Origin of the sequence: Jiangella anatolica, assembly GCF_003236295.1 — a bacterium.
Classification (GTDB): domain Bacteria; phylum Actinomycetota; class Actinomycetes; order Jiangellales; family Jiangellaceae; genus Jiangella; species Jiangella anatolica.
The window spans coordinates 1-18303 of sequence record NZ_POTW01000048.1; the positions used below are offsets into that span (position 1 = coordinate 1).

Annotated in this window: 21 protein-coding genes and 1 other RNA gene; 11 read left to right on the top strand and 11 right to left on the bottom strand. The window is 73.3% G+C overall.

The window, feature by feature from the left end:
- Both C1I92_RS18890 and C1I92_RS18895 read right to left on the bottom strand, forming a co-directional pair.
- The coding region (locus tag C1I92_RS18890; protein ID WP_146605196.1) for an Ig-like domain-containing protein at positions 1–365 on the bottom strand (365 nt) is incomplete at its 3' end.
- A 91-nt stretch (positions 366–456) separates the two neighbouring features.
- Complete coding sequence (locus C1I92_RS18895) at positions 457–645, bottom strand: hypothetical protein (protein ID WP_111256205.1); 189 nt, start codon at positions 643–645, stop codon at positions 457–459.
- Positions 646–721: 76 nt separating this feature from the next.
- Between C1I92_RS18895 and map the strand changes: the two genes are divergently transcribed.
- The 5 genes from map to C1I92_RS18920 all read left to right on the top strand — a co-directional run bounded on the left by map (position 722) and on the right by C1I92_RS18920 (position 3562).
- On the top strand, positions 722–1570 hold the full coding sequence (gene map, locus C1I92_RS18900; protein WP_111256206.1) for a type I methionyl aminopeptidase: 849 nt from the start codon (positions 722–724) through the stop codon (positions 1568–1570).
- A gap of 47 nt (positions 1571–1617) precedes the next feature.
- On the top strand, positions 1618–2373 hold the full coding sequence (gene ppgK, locus C1I92_RS18905) for a polyphosphate--glucose phosphotransferase (protein WP_199521361.1): 756 nt from the start codon (positions 1618–1620) through the stop codon (positions 2371–2373).
- Positions 2374–2396: 23 nt separating this feature from the next.
- Positions 2397–2770: RNase P RNA component class A (gene rnpB, locus C1I92_RS18910), an RNA gene on the top strand.
- 52 nt (positions 2771–2822) lie between these two features.
- The gene (locus C1I92_RS18915) at positions 2823–3248 is read left to right on the top strand and encodes a helix-turn-helix domain-containing protein (RefSeq protein WP_158564199.1); all 426 of its coding nucleotides are present in this window, start codon (positions 2823–2825) and stop codon (positions 3246–3248) included.
- Between the two features lie 41 nt (positions 3249–3289).
- On the top strand, positions 3290–3562 hold the full coding sequence (locus C1I92_RS18920) for a SinR family protein (protein ID WP_111256209.1): 273 nt from the start codon (positions 3290–3292) through the stop codon (positions 3560–3562).
- A gap of 61 nt (positions 3563–3623) precedes the next feature.
- Here the strand turns inward: C1I92_RS18920 and C1I92_RS18925 are convergent, their stop codons facing one another.
- Positions 3624–4403 carry an LPXTG cell wall anchor domain-containing protein gene (locus tag C1I92_RS18925; RefSeq protein ID WP_146605197.1) on the bottom strand — a complete coding sequence of 260 codons (780 nt, stop codon included), beginning with the start codon at positions 4401–4403 and terminating at the stop codon, positions 3624–3626.
- A 66-nt stretch (positions 4404–4469) separates the two neighbouring features.
- On the opposite strand from C1I92_RS18925, the gene C1I92_RS18930 reads away from it, so the two are divergent.
- On the top strand, positions 4470–5099 hold the full coding sequence (locus C1I92_RS18930) for a class I SAM-dependent methyltransferase (RefSeq protein ID WP_111256211.1): 630 nt from the start codon (positions 4470–4472) through the stop codon (positions 5097–5099).
- On the opposite strand, the gene C1I92_RS18935 is transcribed toward C1I92_RS18930, so the two are convergent.
- Positions 5100–5963, bottom strand: a complete 864-nt coding sequence (locus C1I92_RS18935) for a cation diffusion facilitator family transporter (RefSeq protein WP_199521362.1) — start codon at positions 5961–5963, stop codon at positions 5100–5102. It abuts the gene before it with no gap.
- A gap of 92 nt (positions 5964–6055) precedes the next feature.
- Positions 6056–6337, bottom strand: coding sequence for a hypothetical protein (locus C1I92_RS34520; RefSeq protein ID WP_199521363.1), 282 nt, complete (start codon positions 6335–6337; stop codon positions 6056–6058).
- 120 nt (positions 6338–6457) lie between these two features.
- On the opposite strand from C1I92_RS34520, the gene C1I92_RS18940 reads away from it, so the two are divergent.
- Entirely contained in the window at positions 6458–6832 is a 375-nt protein-coding gene (locus C1I92_RS18940) for an ArsR/SmtB family transcription factor (RefSeq protein WP_111256212.1), read from the top strand.
- Here the strand turns inward: C1I92_RS18940 and C1I92_RS18945 are convergent.
- Complete coding sequence (locus tag C1I92_RS18945) at positions 6829–7881, bottom strand: iron-siderophore ABC transporter substrate-binding protein (RefSeq protein ID WP_111256213.1); 1053 nt, start codon at positions 7879–7881, stop codon at positions 6829–6831. The genes C1I92_RS18940 and C1I92_RS18945 overlap by 4 nt on opposite strands.
- Positions 7882–7941: 60 nt before the next feature.
- On the opposite strand from C1I92_RS18945, the gene C1I92_RS18950 reads away from it, so the two are divergent.
- Positions 7942–8790: an MBL fold metallo-hydrolase gene (locus C1I92_RS18950; RefSeq protein WP_111256214.1), complete on the top strand. Its 849-nt coding sequence runs from the start codon at positions 7942–7944 to the stop codon at positions 8788–8790.
- A 266-nt stretch (positions 8791–9056) separates the two neighbouring features.
- Here the strand turns inward: C1I92_RS18950 and C1I92_RS18955 are convergent, their stop codons facing one another.
- On the bottom strand, positions 9057–12062 hold the full coding sequence (locus C1I92_RS18955; protein WP_111256252.1) for a glycine--tRNA ligase: 3006 nt from the start codon (positions 12060–12062) through the stop codon (positions 9057–9059).
- A gap of 18 nt (positions 12063–12080) precedes the next feature.
- Positions 12081–12905 (bottom strand): methyltransferase domain-containing protein, encoded by an 825-nt coding sequence (locus C1I92_RS18960; protein WP_111256215.1) that lies wholly within the window; start codon positions 12903–12905, stop codon positions 12081–12083.
- A 40-nt stretch (positions 12906–12945) separates the two neighbouring features.
- Between C1I92_RS18960 and yaaA the strand changes: the two genes are divergently transcribed.
- Positions 12946–13740: a peroxide stress protein YaaA gene (yaaA, locus tag C1I92_RS18965; RefSeq protein ID WP_111256216.1), complete on the top strand. Its 795-nt coding sequence runs from the start codon at positions 12946–12948 to the stop codon at positions 13738–13740.
- Positions 13741–13993: 253 nt separating this feature from the next.
- Here the strand turns inward: yaaA and C1I92_RS18970 are convergent, their stop codons facing one another.
- From C1I92_RS18970 to C1I92_RS18980, 3 genes are read right to left on the bottom strand one after another with little or no spacing between them, the layout of a single operon-like run.
- Positions 13994–15079 (bottom strand): bifunctional RNase H/acid phosphatase, encoded by a 1086-nt coding sequence (locus tag C1I92_RS18970; RefSeq protein WP_111256217.1) that lies wholly within the window; start codon positions 15077–15079, stop codon positions 13994–13996.
- Complete coding sequence (locus tag C1I92_RS18975; protein ID WP_111256218.1) at positions 15076–15819, bottom strand: zinc ribbon domain-containing protein; 744 nt, start codon at positions 15817–15819, stop codon at positions 15076–15078. The genes C1I92_RS18970 and C1I92_RS18975 overlap by 4 nt, the downstream gene beginning before the upstream one ends.
- Positions 15809–16669, bottom strand: coding sequence for a Nif3-like dinuclear metal center hexameric protein (locus tag C1I92_RS18980; protein ID WP_111256219.1), 861 nt, complete (start codon positions 16667–16669; stop codon positions 15809–15811). The genes C1I92_RS18975 and C1I92_RS18980 overlap by 11 nt, the downstream gene beginning before the upstream one ends.
- A 699-nt stretch (positions 16670–17368) precedes the next feature.
- Between C1I92_RS18980 and C1I92_RS18985 the strand changes: the two genes are divergently transcribed.
- Together C1I92_RS18985 and C1I92_RS18990 are read left to right on the top strand one after the other, a co-directional pair.
- Positions 17369–17920 (top strand): hypothetical protein, encoded by a 552-nt coding sequence (locus C1I92_RS18985; protein WP_111256220.1) that lies wholly within the window; start codon positions 17369–17371, stop codon positions 17918–17920.
- Positions 17920–18195 (top strand): hypothetical protein, encoded by a 276-nt coding sequence (locus tag C1I92_RS18990; protein WP_111256221.1) that lies wholly within the window; start codon positions 17920–17922, stop codon positions 18193–18195. The genes C1I92_RS18985 and C1I92_RS18990 overlap by 1 nt, the downstream gene beginning before the upstream one ends.
- Positions 18196–18303: the final 108 nt, after the last annotated feature.

The following is an 18303-nucleotide window of genomic DNA, read 5'->3' on the forward strand; positions in this document are numbered from 1 at the left end:
GTCGCCAGGTTCGAGATGCACCGCGCCGCCGGCGTGCCAGGCAGGTCGAGGATGCAGTACTGGAACGACGCCGTACCCGACGCGTCGACCGGCACCTCGTAGTCGATGCCGCCATCGGCGCGCAACGTCAAACCCTCAGGCGGCGTCGTCTGCCACTGCACCACCGCACCAGGAGCGATGTTCTCGTCGTTCACCAGCACCCCAGGAGCCGGCAACTCGAACGTCGTCCCCGCCACCACCTCGATGCTGTCATCCACCACCACAGGCGGATCGGCGGTCGTACCCGACCATGCGGGCGCGGCGACGACGAGCGCGAGTACGGCGATACTGGCCGTTCCAGCCACAACAGGGCGCAATACGCGCATGTTCGGTGGTCCTGTCTCGGAAGGTGCCGGGCGACGACCGCACAGATGGTACAGCGAGCGGCGGAGGTGTGGTGGTGGTCCGGCCGGCCGGCTAGTCCTGGTCCTCGTCCCAGGCCTTGTCGCGGGCGTCCTCCTGGGCGGTCCGCTCGCGCGCCCGCGCCAGCGCGTCCTCGGCCTCGGCGCGCGTCTCGTACGGACCGAGACGGCGGTCGTTGGGGCAGCCGTCCACCGGCTCGACCCGCGCGTGATCCAGGCACCAGTACCAGGGTCCGTCGGCCACGATGACTCCCTTCGCCGCTGCCGCACACTCCCCAGGCTTCGGCGGGGAAGCGTGGCTCAGCCTAGACTTTCACACCATGTCGCCCGTCGTACCCGGCATCGTGTCGCCCGAGCGCCCCGTCCCGCCGTCGATCCCCCGCCCGGAGTACGTGGGCAAGGCCCGGCCTGCCCCGTTCAGCGGCTCCGAGGTGAAGGACGCCGCCACCATCGAGCGGATCCGCGTCGCCGCCCAGCTGGCCGCGCAGGCGCTGGCCGAGGTCGGCAAGCACGTCACGCCCGGCATCACGACCGACGAACTGGACGCCATCGGGCACGAGTTCCTCGTCGAGCGCGGCGCGTACCCGTCGACGCTGGGCTACCGGGGCTTCCCGAAGTCGCTGTGCACCAGCGTCAACGAGGTCATCTGCCACGGCATCCCCGACTCCACCGTCGTCCGCGACGGCGACATCGTCAACATCGACATCACCGCCTACATCGACGGCGTGCACGGCGACAACAACGCGACGTTCCTGGCCGGCGACGTCGACGAGGAGACGCGGCTGCTCGTCGAGCGGACGCAGGAGGCGCTGAACCGCGCGATCAAGGCGGTCAAGCCGGGCCGCGCGATCAACGTCATCGGGCGGGTCATCGAGTCCTACGCGAAGCGGTTCGGCTACGGCGTCGTGCGCGAGTTCACCGGCCACGGCGTCGGCGAGGCGTTCCACTCCGGCCTGGTCGTCCCACACTACGACGACCCTGGGTCGACGACGCTGATCGAGCCGGGCATGGTGTTCACCATCGAGCCGATGCTGAACCTCGGCACCCACGAGTGGACCATGTGGGACGACGGCTGGACGGTCGTCACCGCCGACGGCCGCCGCTCGGCCCAGTTCGAGCACACGCTGCTGGTCACCGACGCCGGCGCGGAGATCCTGACGCTGCCCTGAACCACGCCCGGCTGGCCGCGGCGGGCGTCATGAGCCAAGCTTGGGACGTGACCTCGACGACGCAGGGCTTCGGCATCGACATCGGCGGCAGCGGCATCAAGGGAGCACCGGTCGACCTCGGCAGAGGCGAGTTCGCCGCCGAGCGCGTCCGCCTCGAGACCCCCGAGGAGTCCACCCCGGACAACGTGATCGCGGTGGTGCTGGAGGTGCTCGAGCAGTTCGGCTGGGACGGCCCGTTCGGCTGTACGTTCCCCGGCATCGTCCGGCGCGGCGTGATCGGTTCGGCCGCGAACGTCGACAAGTCGTGGATCGGCGTCGACCTGGAGAAGGAGCTCACCGAGCGCACCGGTCACCCCGTCAGCATCGTCAACGACGCCGACGCGGCCGGGGTCGCCGAGGACCGCTACGGCGCCGCCGCCGACGTCGACGGCGTCGTCATCGTCACCACCCTCGGCACCGGCATCGGCAGCGCCGTCCTGCACGACGGCAGGCTGCTCCCCAACACCGAGTTCGGCCACCTCTACCTGGAGCACCACCACGAGGCGGAGAAGTACGCGGCCGCATCCGTCCGCGAGGAGAAGGAGCTGAGCTGGGAGGACTGGGCCGAGCGGCTGCAGGTGTTCTACGCCCACCTCGAGTTCATCTTCTCCCCCGACCTGTTCGTCGTCGGCGGCGGCGTGAGCAAGAAGGCCGACCGGTTCCTGCCGCTGCTCGACCTCAGGACGCCGATCGTGCCGGCCGGGCTGCGCAACGACGGCGGGATCATCGGCGCGGCGCTGCTGGCCGCCGAACGCGCAGCGTAGGCGGTATCCTGGTCGACGGAGGACGAGTCGGCCGGGCGGCCGCGTCGGGTCCGTCAGGTCCCGCCGAGGAAGGTCCGGACTCCACAGGGCAGGGTGGTGGGTAACGCCCACCCGGGGTGACCCGCGGGACAGTGCCACAGAAAACAGACCGCCGTCCGCGCTCGCGCGGGCGGTAAGGGTGAAACGGTGGTGTAAGAGACCACCAGCGCCCCAGGTGACTGGGGCGGCTCGGTAAACCCCACCCGGAGCAAGGTCAGACAGGGAGCGTTCGAGGGCGGCCCGCCCGAGCTCCCGGGTAGACCGCTGGAGGCCGCCGGCAACGGCGGTCGTAGATGGATGGTCGCCGGTCCCGGTCCGCCGGGAACCACAGAATCCGGCCTACAGGCCGGCTCGTCCCCCGCCACCGCCGCCCTTGTCCCAAACGCGTCGCGTTACTAGTGTCTCTTCTCGTGGAGAATACCGGCCGGGAGGTCCTGCTCTCGTTCGGACGCACGGTGCGGCAGCTGCGCGAGGCGCACGAGTGGACGCAGGAGCAGCTCGCCAACCGGATGAGCACCGCCGGCTACCCCATGCACCAGGTCACCGTCGGCAAGCTGGAGACCGGCCGGCGGCCGACCTCCGTCGGCGAGGTGGTCGCGCTGGCGGCGATCTTCGAGGTCGATCCCGGCGAGCTGATCCGCTTCCCCTCAGCCGGTGACGGCGACGACGCGGCGATGGCGCGCATGCGGGCCCAGCAGGAGCTGCGCGAGCTCGACCACCGGATCGACCGCATGAACGTCGAACTCGACCTGCTCCAGGAGCGACGTGCGGAGGCCGCGGCCCAGCTCGCCCGCGCCGAGGCCGCCGAGGCCCGTTCTGTCCGTCCGGCGGGATAGCTTCGCCGCCTTGCCCCCGATCCTGTGGAGGACCGCCTGACATGGCGATGATCCTGGTCAGCTACGACGCGAACACGGCCGGCCACGACTACGACCGGCTGCTCGACGCGCTGGAGGGGTTCGGGGCGTACTGGCACTGCCTGGAGTCGACGTGGCTGGTCGAGACGAGGATGAGCATCGCCCAGGTCCGCGACTCGCTCTGGCTGCACATGCACCCTGACGACGAGCTCCTGGTCATGGACGTGACGAACGCACCGGCCTCGTGGGTCGGCTTCGGCCGCGAGTGTGGCGACTGGCTGCGCGACAACCTCTGACCCGCCCGGTGCGACGAGTGGTCCGGCGCCGCTGTGGCTGCGCCGGACCGCCCGTCCCCTGCTACCGCTGGGCCGCCGTCCGGCGGATCACCAGCAGCGCACCGGCGGCCAGAAAGGCCAGAGCCGCGAGCCAGAGCGGCCCCAGGTCGCCGGAGCCCGTGTTCGGCAGCGCCTCACCGTCGCCGCCGGTCCCGGCAGCGTCGTCATCGCCGGCAGTGCCGTTGTTGGACGGGTCCTCGTCGCCTTCCGCGTCGGCCTCGCAGCCGACACCGTCGACGTCGTCGTCCAGGTAGAACGGGTCGTCCTGCGCGTCGACCAGGTCCACCGGCCGGTGGGCGTCGTCGATGTCGCCGCAGTCGTAGTCGTCGACGCCGTCGGCACACCACGCCGCGGAGTCCACGTACGCCTCGCACGAGCCGGAGCTCTCCGCCGGCGGTTCCTCGGCGGGTGGTTCCTCGGCCGGCGGCTCCTCGGGTGGCGCGCCACCCGCGTCGCCACCCGAGGGGACCTCACATCCCTCGCCGTCATTGTTGTCGTCCAGGTCGAACGGGTCGGCACCGGGTACCGGAACCGGCTTCACACTGTCCGGGATCTCGGGGCAGTCGTAGTCCCCGTGTCCCGGGTCGCACCAGGCCTCCGAGCCCGGATAGGCGTCGCAGTCGCTTGCCTTGGTTTCCTGGACCTCTGCCACGGCGGGCATGGCGCCGCCGAACAGTAAGGCCAGGCCGGCCAGAATCGCTATGGTGACCTTTCGCAAGGTCGCCCCCCTTCGGGGCTTTGCTACATAGGCCGTAGGTACGGCCCGCTTCAAAGCCCCGGACGGTAGCGCGATCTTCGTCACGCCGGAAGCGGTTTCGCCCGGATCGCCGCGATTCTCATGAAGATCGACGGAGTAGCGTGACCGATCATGACCGGCAGCCGTGACAGCGACCCCAAGGAGATCGTCCGCCGCGGCTACGACGCCGTGTCGCACCGCTACCGCGCCGACGACGCCGACCCGGAGACGCACCGGCCGTGGGTCGCCGAACTGACCGAGCGGCTGCCGGCCGGCGCCGACGTGCTGGACCTGGGCTGTGGCAACGGCGTCCCGGTGGCCCGCGACCTGACCGCCGCAGGGCTCACCGTCACCGGCGTGGACCTCAGCGAGGTGCAGATCGCCCGCGCCCGCACGCTCGTGCCGGGTGCGACGTTCCTCGTGGCCGACGCCACCGCCGTCGACCTCCCGGCCGGCAGCTTCGACGCCGTCGTGTGCCTGTACGCGCTGATCCACATCCCGCTGGCGGAGCAGCCGCCGCTGCTGGCCCGGATCGCCGGCTGGCTGCGTCCGGGCGGGCTGTTCGTGGCCACCACCGGCCACGACGCGGTGACCGGCGCCGAGGACGACTGGCTCGGCGGCGGCGCGCCGATGTGGTGGAGCCAGGCCGACGCCGCGACGTACCGGGAGTGGCTCACGGCCGCCGGGCTCGCCGTCGAGCGGCAGGAGTTCGTCCCGGAGGGCGACGGCGGGCACGAGCTGTTCTGGGCGCGTACCGCCTGATCAGCCGGCCGCGTGATGCGCGGTCAGCTCGTGCGCGTGGTCGGGCACGACGCCGTCGTAGGCGGGGTTGACGTGGACGACGACGTGGCCGAGGTGGCGGACGCGGTGCAGCAGGGCGTGGTGGACGACCTCGGCGATGCGGTGTCCCTCGGCGACGGTGGCGGCGCCGTCCACGTTGACGTCGACGTCGGCCTCGAGGCGGTGCCCGGTCCACCGCGCGCGCACCCGGCCGACGCCGCGAACCCCGTCGATCCGGGCGACGACCGCCTCGATCGCCTCGACCGTGCCGTCGTCGACGCCGTCCATGAGCCGGCGGAAGATCGTCCGGCAGGAGCTGACCAGGAGCCACAGGATCGCCACGCCTACCACCAGGCCGACGACGGCGTCCGCCTGCGGGAAGCCGAGCCACGCGCCGGCGACGCCGACCACCACGACGAGCGAGGTGAGGCCGTCGGCGCGGGCGTGGTGACCCTCGGCGACCAGCGCGGCCGAGCCGATCCGGCGGCCGATCCGGATCCGGTACACGGCGACCGCCTCGTTGCCCGCGGCGCCGATCAGCGCGGCCGCCAGCACCCAGCCGAGGTTCGTCAGCTCGCGCGGCTCGACCAGCGCCCGCACCGCCTCGACGATGATCAGCGCCGCAGACACCGCGATGACCAGCGCGATCAGCACGCCGGAGAGGTCCTCGGCACGACGGAAACCGTACGGGTAGCGGCGGGTCGGCGCCCGGCGGCCGAGGCGGAACGCGATCAGCAGCGGGATCGTGGTGATCGCGTGGCCGAGATTGTGCACGGTGTCGGCCAGCAGCCCGACCGACCCACTCACCGCGACGATGACCAACTGCAGAGCGGCGGTCGCCATCATGCCGGCCAGCCCGATCCAGGCGGCCCGGATGCCGGCGCCGCTGGCCTGCTCCGCGCTCTGGATCGCCTCCGTCGCGTCGTGCGAATGCGGCGTCAGGGCGTGGCGCAGGCGCCCGATCCAGCCGCCGGCGCGCGGCTGATGCCCGTGGCCATGCCCATGACCGTGGCCGTGCCCGTGGTCATGGCCGTGCCCGGTTCCGGCGACGGGACGACCAGCCGGGCCGGCGGCGTGCTCGGGTTCGGCGCCGCCGGCCGACGGATGCCGGCCCAGCGCCTCATCGCCGCGCCCAGGCTCGGCTCGCCGGCAGGACCCGGACCCACTCTCACGTCCAGGCCCGGGTCCGCTCGCCCGGCGGCGCCCATGGCCGTTCCCATCGTCGTGGCCGTGACTGTGATCGTGGCCGTCGCCGGTTCCGTGTTGCTCCGCACTCCCCACAGCATCAGCATATCTGCGCACCTACGCAGGTATGCAAGTGCGCGGAGTAGACTCCCCTCGTGCACGAGACCATCGACGGCTTCGAGATGCCGGGCGCGGAGCAGGTCGAACGGGCCGCGGGCGCGCTGCGGATGCTCTCCGACCCGACCCGGCTCAAGCTGATGTGGGCGCTGCTGCAGGGCGAGTCGTCGGTGAACCACCTGGCCGAGCTGGTCGACGCGAGCCCGAGCGCCGTCAGCCAGCACCTCGCCAAGCTACGGCTGTCCGGCCTGGTGCGCAGCCGCCGCGACGGCACCTTCGTCTACTACCACGCGGCGGACACGCACGTCCGTCAGGTCCTGGAGCAGGCGCTCTTCCACGCCGACCACGCCCGCGGCGAGCACCCGCGCGAGGACGACCCGCACCACGTCCATGCGATCGGCGGCGCCTCCTAGCCGACGACCTCCGCCAGCTCCGGCACCAGGTGCTCCAGCGCGTACGGCAGGCTGAGCACCGTCGCCCACGTCAGGGCGCCCGACACCAGCGGGTCCTCGATGAACAGCACCCGGCCGTCCTGCACGACCTGCAGCTGGTCGTAGAGCGGCTTGGCCTCGATCTGCTCGCGCAGGCTGTCATCGTGGCCGACGTTCCAGATGAGCAGGTCGCGGTCGAGCTGGGTCATCAGCTCGTCGCTGATCGGCGCGCCGTCCAGGTCACCGGCCAGCTCGGCGATGTCGGCGGGCAGCACGAAGCCGAGCTGCGTCATGAAGACGGTGCGCGGGTCGGTGGCGCTGCGGGCGAACGACGAGCCGGGCTCGAACTGCTCGGCGACGACCATCTCGACGCCCTCGAACTCCGGGTGGGCCGCGGCGGCTTCGGCGAACTGCTGGTCGATCGCGGCGATGAGCTCCTCGGCGCGGTCGGCCTGGCCGAGGATCTGGCCGACCATCCGGGTGGTCTCCTGCCACGGCATGCCGTACTCGGGGTAGTCCGGCGACGACGCGACGGTCGGCGCGATGACCGACAGCGTGTCGTACTCCTCCTGCGTCATGCCGGTGTAGAGGCCGACGATGAGGTCGGGCTCCAGCTCGGCGATGGTCTCGTAGTCGAAGTCCTGCATGCCGGTGAAGGCGCCCTCGTTGAGCACGACCGGCTCGGCGTCGCCCAGCTCGTCCTGCGCCCACGGCCAGGTCGCGTGCGGGTGCTCGCCGTACCAGTCGGTGACGGCGACCGGCGCGATGCCGAAGGCCAGCACGGCGTCCTGGTCGCTGAAGCCGAGCGTGACGATCCGCTCCGGCGCCTCGGTCAGCTCGGTGGTGCCGTAGCGGTGCTCGACGGAGGCGGGGAACTCCCCGCTCGCCGCGCCGTCCGCGCCGTCCGCCGTCGCCGACGGGTCGCCGGTGGTCGCGCCGTCGCCGTCGTCGTCACCACCGCAGGCGGCGAGGAGCAGGAGCGGGACGGTCAGGACGAGGGCGAGCCGGCGGCGGGCGACGCGAAAGGACATGAGGGAAAGGATAGGCTCCCCTTATCGTCGCATCGCGGGCGGCCCCGATACGGTCGGCGGATGGCCGGCCTCGTCGAGGTGACCGGGGACGTCCTGGTCGCCACCCACGCGTTCTGCACCACCACGACGACCGTCGTGACCAGCGGCGACGGCGGCTGCCTGGTCTTCGACCCAGGTGTCACCCCGGCCGAGCTGGACGCACTGGCCGCCGAGCTGGCCGATCGGCGGTTGCGCGTCGCCGCCGGGTTCGCGACCCATCCGCACTGGGATCACGTCCTGTGGAGCCGCGCCCTCGGCGACGCGCCTCGGTACGCGACGGCGGCCGCGACGGTGGCAGCTTCGGCTGAGCGGGATGACGGGCTGGCGGCCGCTCTGGCGGAGGCGCCGGGCACCGACGGCGCGCTGTTCGGCCGGCTGACGGCGTTGCCTGACAGTGCCGGCGTTGGAGCAGGAGCGGATGCCGGCGCGGCCGCGGATGGGGCTGCCGGCGCGGCCGCGGGTGCAGGCGTCTCGTTGCCGTGGGCCGGGCCGCGGGTGGACGTCGTCGAGCATCGGGCGCACGCGCCCGGGCATGCGGCGCTGGTGGTGGCCGACGCAGGCGTGCTGGTCGCCGGGGACATGTGCTCGGACCTGGAGGTGCCGCTGCTGGACCTCGACGCCGCCGACCCGCTGGGCGACTATCACCGCGCACTGGACCTGTTCGAGGCGTTGGCGGCCGGCATCCGGTACGTCGTGCCCGGTCACGGCCACGTCGGTGACGGCGCGGAGCTGCGCCGCCGCCTCGCCGCCGACCGTCGCTACCTCGACGAACTGGCCGCCGGTCGCGGCGACGACGATCCCCGGCTCACCGCCGACTGGCTGATCCGCGACCACCGCGCCCAGCAAGCCGCCGTCAGCCGATCGCGGTAGTGACGAACGCCGGCATGACCCGCCCCTCTAGGGAGGGTGCCCACCCTACGGGCGGGCACCGACAACGTCGGCCGAACACCGCGCCGACCGAAACGATCAGGTGACGAACTCACCGCTTTTCCGGGGCGCTTCGTCACCTGATCGTTTGCGTCCGCATGCTGGAAACGATCAGGTGACCCAACGGCCCGCCCAGCGGCCGGTACGTCACCTGATCATCTCCGCGAAGATGATCAGGTGACCAAGCCGACGGGTGGCCCGGGGAAACCTCAGCCGAGGGCGGTGTCGAGGGCGGCCCAGTCCACCGCGGAAGGGCTGTGCGCGGCGATCGTCGCGAGCAGGCCGAGCCGGGACGCTCGCACCGCCGGGTCCTCGGCCATCACGAGGATGTCGTCGAAGAAGGCGTTCACCGGCTCGGCCAGCGCGCCGGCGGCCTCGGCGTAGTCGCCGACCGGGCGGCCGGACCAGTCACCCAGCGCAGCGACCGCCTCGGCCAGCCGCTGCTCGGCCGGCTCCGTCAGCACGCCGGCGTCGTACGAGGCCGGCGTCCCGGCGGGGACGATGCGGTTGATCCGCTGCAGCGCGGCGACCAGAGCGCGGAACGACGCGTCCCCGGCCCGGGCACGCAGCGACGACAGCGTCGCGACCGCCTGACCCGGAGCGTCCGCGCCGGGCAGGACGGCGGAGACGAAGTCGGCGGGGACGTCCTCGTCGCGCAGCTGCTGGGCGAACCGGGCGACGACGAACTCGCGGGCCGCCGCCACGGCGGCGTCGGACACCTCGATGCCCTGAGCCCGCAGCCGGTCAGCCGCGACCGCCAGGCCGCCGTCGACCGTGACACCGGACAGAGCAGGCGTCTCGCGCAGGATCCGCACGACGCCCAACGCCGCACGGCGCAGGCCGAACGGGTCGGAGCTGCCGGTCGGCTTGGCGCCGAGCGCGAACATCGCCATCAGCAGGTCGAACCGGTCGGCCAGCGCGAGCACGGCGCCGGGCGCCGAGACCGGCAGCGCGTCGGCGGTCGAGCGCGGCAGCTCCATCTCGAACAGCGCCTGCCCGACGGCGGGCGACTCTCCCGCGCGGACGGCGTACTCGCGCGCCATGACGCCGGCCAGGCTGGACAGCTCGACCACCATCTGCGACGACAGGTCGAACTTGGCCAGCGCGGCGGCCCGCTCCAGCGCCGCGACGTCGTCGGAGGACAGCTCGACGCCCTTGGCGAGGTCGGCGGCGATGGTCTCGATGCGGGCGGCCCGCTCGGCCATCGAACCCAGCTTCTCCTCGAACGTCAGCTTGGCCAGGCCCTCCTTGAACCGCTCCAGCGGCACCTCGAGGTCGGCCCGCCAGAAGAACGCGGCGTCCTCGTACCGCGCCCGCAGCACCGCCTCGTTGCCGGCGCGCACCGCGTCGGCCTCGCACGATCCGTTGGCGACGGCGACGAAGTGCGGCAGCAGCGCGCCGTCGGCCGAGCGGACCGGCAGGTAGCGCTGGTGCTTGCGCATGACCGTGGTGAGGATCTGCTCCGGCAGCTCCAGGTACCGCGTGTCGAAGCCGCCGAGCAGCGCGTTCGGCTCCTCGACCAGGTTCGTGATCTCGTCGATCAGCCCGGCCTCGGCCTCGGTCTCGACGACGCCACCCACCGAAGCGGCCAGCGACGACGCGGACGCGACGACGGCGGCGCGGCGCACGGCCGGGTCGGCGACGATGTCGTGCCCGGCGAGGAACTCCAGGTAGCCGGCGGCCGACGGGACCGTGACGACGGGCTCCGGCGCGGTCCGGTGCACCCGCGTGGTGCGGCCGCTGACCAGCGCCGACACCCGCACCGGAACGACGGTGTCGCCGAGCAGCGCGGTGAGCCAGCGGATCGGCCGGGTGAACGACAGCGCCGGGTCGCTCCAGCGCATGTTCTTCTCCGAGCGCAGCTCCTTGACGACGTCGGCGAGCAGGCCGGACAGCACCTCGACGGCGCCCCGGCCGGCGTCGACGACGCGGACGACGACGTGCTGGTTGCCGCCGAAGTCGGCGGTGGAGAGCTCGGCGAGGTCCTCGAAGCCCTGGCCGCGGGCGAACCCGAGCAGCGCCTTCGTCGGGTTGCCGTCCGCGTCGTAGGCGGCCTCGACCCGCGGCCCGCGGACGGTGCGGTCGGCGTCGGGCTCGCGCGGCTCGACCGCCTCGACCTGCACGACGATGCGCCGCGGCGTGCCGACCACCTCGATCGTCCCGTGCCCCAGCCGCGTGGCCGCGAGCTTCTCCGCGACCGCCGATCGGACCGCGGCGACGGTGTTGGTGACCTCGTGCGGCGGCATCTCCTCGGTGCCGATCTCGAACAGCAGCGGCGCGGCCGCGCTCAGCTCGGCCTGCGGCGCGTCCGGCAGCAGCGGCTCGGCGTCGTCGCCGTCGAGGCCGGGTCGCGACACGACACCCAGCGGGTGGCCGAGCTCCTCGCGTCGCGCCGTCCACAGCGACGACACCTCGCGGGCCAGGCCGCGCATGCGGGCGAACGCCTTGGCCCGCTCGGTGGTGCTGATCGCGCCGCGCGCGTCGAGCACGTTGAACGTGTGCGAGCACTTGAGCACGTAGACGTGCGCCGGGACCGGCAGCCGCTCGGCGATCATCCGCTCGGCCTCGGCGGCGTACGTGTCGAACAGCGCCCGGTTGGCGTCGATGTCGGCGTCGTCGAGGTAATAGCGCGACATCTCGTACTCGGACTGGCCGAACGCCTCGCCGTAGGAGATGCCGGGCGCGTACTCGATGTCCTTGAAGTGGCTGACGCCCTGCAGCGCCATGATGATGCGCTCGATGCCGTAGGTGATCTCGACGCTGACGGGGTCCAGCGTCTGGCCGCCGGCCTGCTGGAAGTAGGTGAACTGGGTGATCTCGAGGCCGTCGAGCCAGACCTCCCAGCCCAGACCCCACGCGCCGAGGGCGGGCGAGGCCCAGTTGTCCTCGACGAAGCGGATGTCGTGGGCGTGGATGTCGATGCCCAGCGCCTCGAGGCTGGCCAGGTAGATCTCCTGCGGGTCACCCGGGTCGGGCTTGAGGATGACCTGGAACTGGGTGTGCGTCTGCAGCCGGTTCGGGTTCTCGCCGTACCGGGCGTCGTCGGGCCGGACACTGGGCTCGACGTAGGCGACGTGCCAGGGCTCCGGACCCAGGACCCGGAGGATGGTGGCGGGGTTCATGGTTCCGGCGCCGACCTCGGTGTTGAACGGCTGCACCATGAGGCAGCCCCGGTCGGTCCAGTACTTCGTCAGCGCCAGCAGCGCGTCCTGCATCGTGAGCACCGGGAAAGCCTAGTGGGGCGAGGCCGATGGCACGAACTCGAACCCGGTGACCCGGGCCAGGATCTCGCCGTGTGGAACGAGGAACCAGCCGTCGTCGTGACCGGCCCACTCGCGCCAGACGGCGGCCAGCCGGTTCAGGTCCGCCGTCGTCGCCAGGGCCCGGGCGACGGCCTGCTCGGCGAACGCCGACGACGTGACCCGGTCCGCCCAGAGCCCGCCCCACCACGCCCGGTCCTCAGGCGTGCTGAAGCACCAGACGCTCGCCGTCGCGCTGACGGACGACAGCCCGGCCTCGTGCGCCCACGCCAGCAGCCGCCGTCCGGCGTCGGGCTCGCCGCCGTTGCCGCCGGCCAGCGTGCGGTACAGGTCCAGCCACTCGGACAGGCCGAGCAGCCGCGGGTGCCAGATCATGCCGGCGTAGTCGGAGTCGCGCGCCGCCACGACGCCGCCCGGCCGGGCGACCCGGGCCAGCTCGCGCAGGACGGCGACCGGGTCGGCGACGTGCTGCAGCAGCTGGTGCGCGTGGACGACGTCGAAGCTCGCGGCGTCGAACGGCAGCGCGGCGGCGTCGCCGGTGACGAACTCGACCGCGCCCGCACGGTCCGCCGCCTGCGCCGCGGCGATGACCTCGGCAGACGCGTCCAGCCCGGCCACGCGGCCCGGCGCCACCAGCCCGGCCAGCTCAACGGTGATCGTCCCCGGCCCGCAGCCCACGTCCAGCACGTCGGTCCCCGGTGTCAGCGCGTCGCGCAGGTACGCCGCGGAGTTGGCGACCGTGCGCCAGGTGTGCGAGCGCAGGACGCTCTCGTGGTGGCCGTGCGTGTACGTCGCCATGCCTCAACGGTATGAGGGGGTCGGCGGCTACCCTGCTGGAGTGCTGATCCTGCTGCCGCCGTCGGAGGGCAAGACCGCGCCGGGCGACGGAGCACCGGTCGACCTCGACGCGCTCTCGTTCCCGGAGCTGACCGGCGACCGCGTCGACCTGCTGGCGGCGCTGGTCCGGCTGTGTCGCACGGCGCCGGACGCGGCGGCGACGGCGCTCGGCCTCGGGCCGACCCAGGCCGCCGACGTCGAGCGCAACGCCGTCCTGCCCCAGGCCCCGGCCGCGCCGGCCCGCGAGATCTACTCCGGCGTGCTCTACGACGCGCTCGGCCTGCGCACGCTGCGTGGCGGCACGGCCCGCCGGGCGGACGCGTCGGTGCTGATCAGCAGCGGGCTGTGGGGACTGCTGCGGCCCTCGGACGTCATCCCGGCCTACCGGCTGGGCGGCGGCGTGAGCCTGCCCGGCGTCGGCCCGCTGGCCGCGTTCTGGCGCCGGCCGCTGGGCAAGAGCCTGCCCGCCGCGGCCGGCGACGAGCTGATCGTCGACCTGCGGTCCAGCACGTACGCGGGGTTCTGGCGGCCGCCGGCCGACCTCGCCGCGCGCACCGTCGTCGTCCGGGTGCTGCACGAGCACGACGGCCGGCGCACCGTCGTCAGCCACCACAACAAGGCCACGAAGGGCCGGATCGTGCGGCGGCTGCTCCAGGACGGCGCGACCATCGCGACGCCGAAACGGCTGGTCAAGGTGCTGACGCGGCTGGGTTGGACGGCGGAGCTGACCCCGCCGTCCGGGCCGGGCCGTCCGGCCACCGTCGACGTGGTGGTGACCGAGGTTCCGACGGCCTAGCTCGCCAGCGTTGGCAGCCGAAGTGAGGCTCTTCTGCTGCTTCCGTGGGTCGCCGGTCACGCGGGGACGCTGCGCCGGCCGCTGCCGCAACGGCGTCGCGCCCTCGCGGGACGTGCTCACCGGCGAGTGCGCAGGAGCCCACGACGGACGCAGCAGAAGAACCGGAAATGATCATGTTAAGCAGGCTGCCTACCGCATCCCCAGGCAAGCACTCCTGTTGAAGCGGGAGCATCCCTACTCAACGTGATCAATCTCAGGGGCGGTGGCCGAAGGACGGCATCGCGGTGCTGCCGTCGGCGTAGTACTGCAGCTCGGTGACCGAGCCCGGCGACGGCAGCAGCCGGAACAGCGACTCCATCGGCGCGCCGAGCGCCAGCCGGGTGAGCGTGCGCAGCGGGATCGAGTGCGTGACGACGACCACCGGCTGGCCGGGATGCGCCGCCAGCAACTCGTCGCGGGCGGCGACGACGCGCGGGGTGAGGTCGTCGAGGGACTCGCCGCCACCGGGCGGGCGCAGCGACGACGAGCCGTACCAGCGGGTCAGCGCTTCGGGATCGCGCTCGGCGATCTCGGCCAGCGTCAGCCCGTCCCAGTCGCCGAAGTGGCACTCGCGCCAGCCGGGCGCCACCACGGGGGTGAGGCCGAGCCGGCGGCCGATGATCTCGGCGGTCTCGCGGGTGCGCACCAGTGGCGAGCAGACGAGGGCGACGGCGCCGGACGTGCTCAGCAGCTCGGCCGCGCGGACCGCCTGCTCGCGGCCGGCCTCGTCCAGGCTCGGGCCGGGCAGACCACCGCCGGAGAACCGGCGGGCCGCCGTCAGCTCCGTCTGCCCGTGCCGCACGACGTGCAGCGTCGTCGGCGGCCCGAGCTCCGGTGTCCACGCCGTCAGCTTGACGACCGGGCTGGTGACGTCGGCCGGCGCCGGTAGCGGGCGGCCGTCGAGCGCGTCGTTGACCAGCCGGTCGGCGTGCGCGTTCCGCATCCGCGGCACCCAGACGTAGGCGACCCGGCCGGGCGGAAACACGTGGCCGGCCTCGTCGGCCAGCGGCCGCAGCTCGGCGTTCCTGATCTGCCAGCGGCCGGAGAGCTGCTCGACCACCAGCTTGGAGTCCAGCCGCGCCTCGACGACGGCGTCCGGGTCGACGCCGCGGGCGGCCCGCAGCCCGGCCAGCAGGCCGCGGTACTCGGCGACGTTGTTCGTCGCGACGCCGATGGCCTCGGCCGTCTCGGCCAGCACCTCGCCGGTCTGAGCGTCGCGCACGACGGCGCCGTAGGCGGCGGGACCCGGGTTGCCCCGCGACCCGCCGTCGGCCTCGACGATCAGCCGGCGACCGGTCACAGCCCCGACTCGGGGGTGCGGATCAGGATCCGCCGGCACTCTTCGTGCCGCACCACGAGGTCGGGCGCCAGGCCGCGGATCCGGCCCAGCTCGGCGGCGTCGAGCTGGATCATGCAGCCCTCGCAGCGCCGCTGGCGCAGCGCCGCCGCGCCGATGCCGCCGCGGTCGGCGCGGATCTTCTCGTACAGCGCCAGCAGGTCGGCGGGGATGCCGCCGGCCAGCTCGTCGCGCTCGGCCCGGGCGCTGGCGGCGTCGGCGTCGAGCTGGGCCCAGGCGGCGTCGCGCGCGGCCTGCACCTCCTGCGCCTTCTTGCCGACGCTCTCGCGCTCGGCGCCCAGCGCGGCGGCTTCGTTCTGCGCCACCTCCAGCCGCTCCATGATCTCGATCTCGGCGTCCTCGAGCACGCCCTGCCGGCGGTTCAGCGAGGCGATCTCGCTCTGCAGGCTCTCCAGCTCCTTCGCCGAGGACACCTGGCCGGCGTCGAGCCGCTTCTGGTCGCGGTCCTTGCGGGCGCGGACCTGCTCGACCTCGGCGTCGGCGCGCTTCTGCTCGCGCTCCAGGTCGGCGACGGCGGTGCCGGCGACGACCTCGGCGTCGCGTAGCCGGCTGTGCTCGGCGGCCAGCGTCTCGAGCTCGGCGGCCTCGGGCAGCGTCCGGCGGCGGTGCGCCAGCTGGTCCAGGCGCTGGTCGACCGCCTGGACGTCGAGCAGCCGCAACTGGACAGCGGGGTCAGCGTTCAGCGTGAGCTCCTTCGTCGGCGCCGGATTCGGGTGCGGTCCGGTGCAGTGTCCACGGGTCGGTCGGAGTGGTCGAGACGCGAGTCTCCACCGTAGCGCCTGCTCCGGACAACTCGGCCGTCAGCAGCGCCGCGGCATCGGGCAGCCACGGCCACTCGCTGGCCCAGTGCGCGACGTCGACGAGCGCCGGTCCGCCGGACTCCCCCGCCTCCGACGACGGGTGGTGGCGCAGGTCCGCCGTCACGTAGGCGTCGACCCCGGCGGCCCGGACGGTGGCCAGCAGCGAGTCGCCCGCGCCGCCGCACACCGCCACGGTCTCGACGACGGTGTCGGGGTCGCCCATGGCGCGCACGCCGGCCGCCGTCACCGGGAGCGCCGCGGCCACCCGGCGGACGAACGCCGTCAGCGGCTCCGGCTCCGGCAACCGGCCGACGCGGCCCAGGCCACGGGCCGGGTCGCCGTCGCCGGCCGGGACCAGCGGGTAGGTGTCGTGCAGTCCGAGCGCCGCCGCCAGCGCGTCGTTGACGCCGGGCGCGGCCCGGTCGGCGTTCGTGTGCGCGGTGAACAGCCCGGCGCCGGCTGTGATCAGCCGGTGCACGAGCCGGCCCTTCGGCGTCGTGGCCGGGACGCCGTGCACCGGGCGCAGGAACAGCGGATGGTGGGTGACGACCAGGTCGGCGCCCCAGTCCAGGGCCTCGTCCACCACGGCGGCCACGGGATCGACGGCGAACAGGACGCGCCGGACCTCCGCGCCGGGGTCGCCGCACACCAGCCCGACGGCGTCCCACGACTCGGTCAGCTCCGGCGGATACAGCCGCTCGAGGGCGGCGACGACGGCGTCGAGACGGACCACGGGAGCCGACTCTATCGATCACCGTGCCGGCCCCGCGCGAGCGCACCCGTGCTCCGGTTGACGCCGGGACGACACCGGTGTGACTCTCGTCCCCACGGGGGGCATCGCACGAGGAGGAGGCCCCGATCATCAGCACGCCACACCCCGCCGGCGGTCACCGCTGGTGCATCGAGCACGACCCGAGCGGCGCCTGCCTCGGTGGCCTCCACGAGCTGCCGGGCGGCAGCGCCGCGTGGCTGCAGGCCGACGCCGCCGACGGCGACGGCGAGCCGCCCGCGCCGGTCGTCGTCGTGGCGCTGGCCCGCCGGCACCCGCACCAGCCGCCGGAGTTCACCGCCGCCGAGACGCGCGAACTGGCGGCCGCCCTGACCGCGCTCGCCGACCAGCTGGACGGCGGCGGCGCCGGATAGAACTGACGGGTACACCCGTTTGCCTTTTCCCTTCCACCACTGTAAATATAGATCCATAGCGACCCACCCTCCCCGGAGGACTGGACGAATCGCTATCGAGCACGAGGCGCGGCAGCCGAGCCGGTCAGTCTCGTACCGGCCGCTCAGAGTGGGACGGCACGGCGAACCGAAGCGCATCCTCATGCCACCCCCTGCGGGGGACGGCTGCTGGGCGCCGCCGTCCCCATCCCCCGGCCACGACGGCTCCCGGCCTCATCCCAGCCCGTGAGCGACTCCCAGGAGGAGAACCGTGGTCAGCACCTCCACCACGGACCGGCGTGACGTCATCGTCCGGTCCGTCTTCCTCAGCGACAACGTCGGCGAGATGGTCGCCTGGCACGACGTCGAGGGCCCCGCCATCGACATCCACCTGGAGCCCCTGGACTCCGGCCAGCGCGTCGACCTGTCCATCACACCCGCCGAGGCCCGCATCGTGGCCGGTCAGCTGGCCGAGATCGCCGCGATCGCGCAGCGGGCCGGCTGGACCCCGGCCGTGCTGGCCGAGGTCCGCGAGCGCTTCCTGCCCGGTCTGACGGACGAGCAGATCATCGAGCGGCTCGACGCGCTGGCCGACCGGCTCGACGGCGGCGTGCTGGGCCACCGCGGCCACGTCGACTGGCGGGCCGGGCGGATGCTGGTGGCCGAGACCGGTGCGGAGCTGCTCGACCGCGCCGACACCGCCGTCGGCGAGGCCGAGCGGCACCTGGCCGGCTACCGGCAGGCGGTCGAGCGGCTCGGCGCGGTCAAGGCCGAGCTCGACCAGGTCCGCCGCTTCTACCGGGCCGAGAGCGAGGTGGCCTGATGAGCGCCGATCCGCTGTCCGACGAGTGCGTGCTCAAGTGGTGCAACGAGGCCGGCGACCACGTCGAGCACCGGCTCTACGTCACGTCCCTGTTCGCCTGGCGAAGCACCTGGCTGATCGGGGTCAACCTGGTCCAGGACGACACCGGCCCGCCCTACGTCGAGCTGACCGTCAGCGCCCGCTTCACCGCGCCGACGATCGTCAAGCTCAGCGCCGCCGAGGCCGAGGCCATCGGCAAGGCACTGCTGGAGGCATCCACCCGCGCCGTCCGCTGAGCCGGCCGCGGCCGCCGTCAACCCTGGAACGGCGGCCGCGGCGGCCGCCACCGGCCCGGGACCCTCACTGCCGCCGACAGTTCGTCCCGGCTGCCCCGAGTTGTCGCC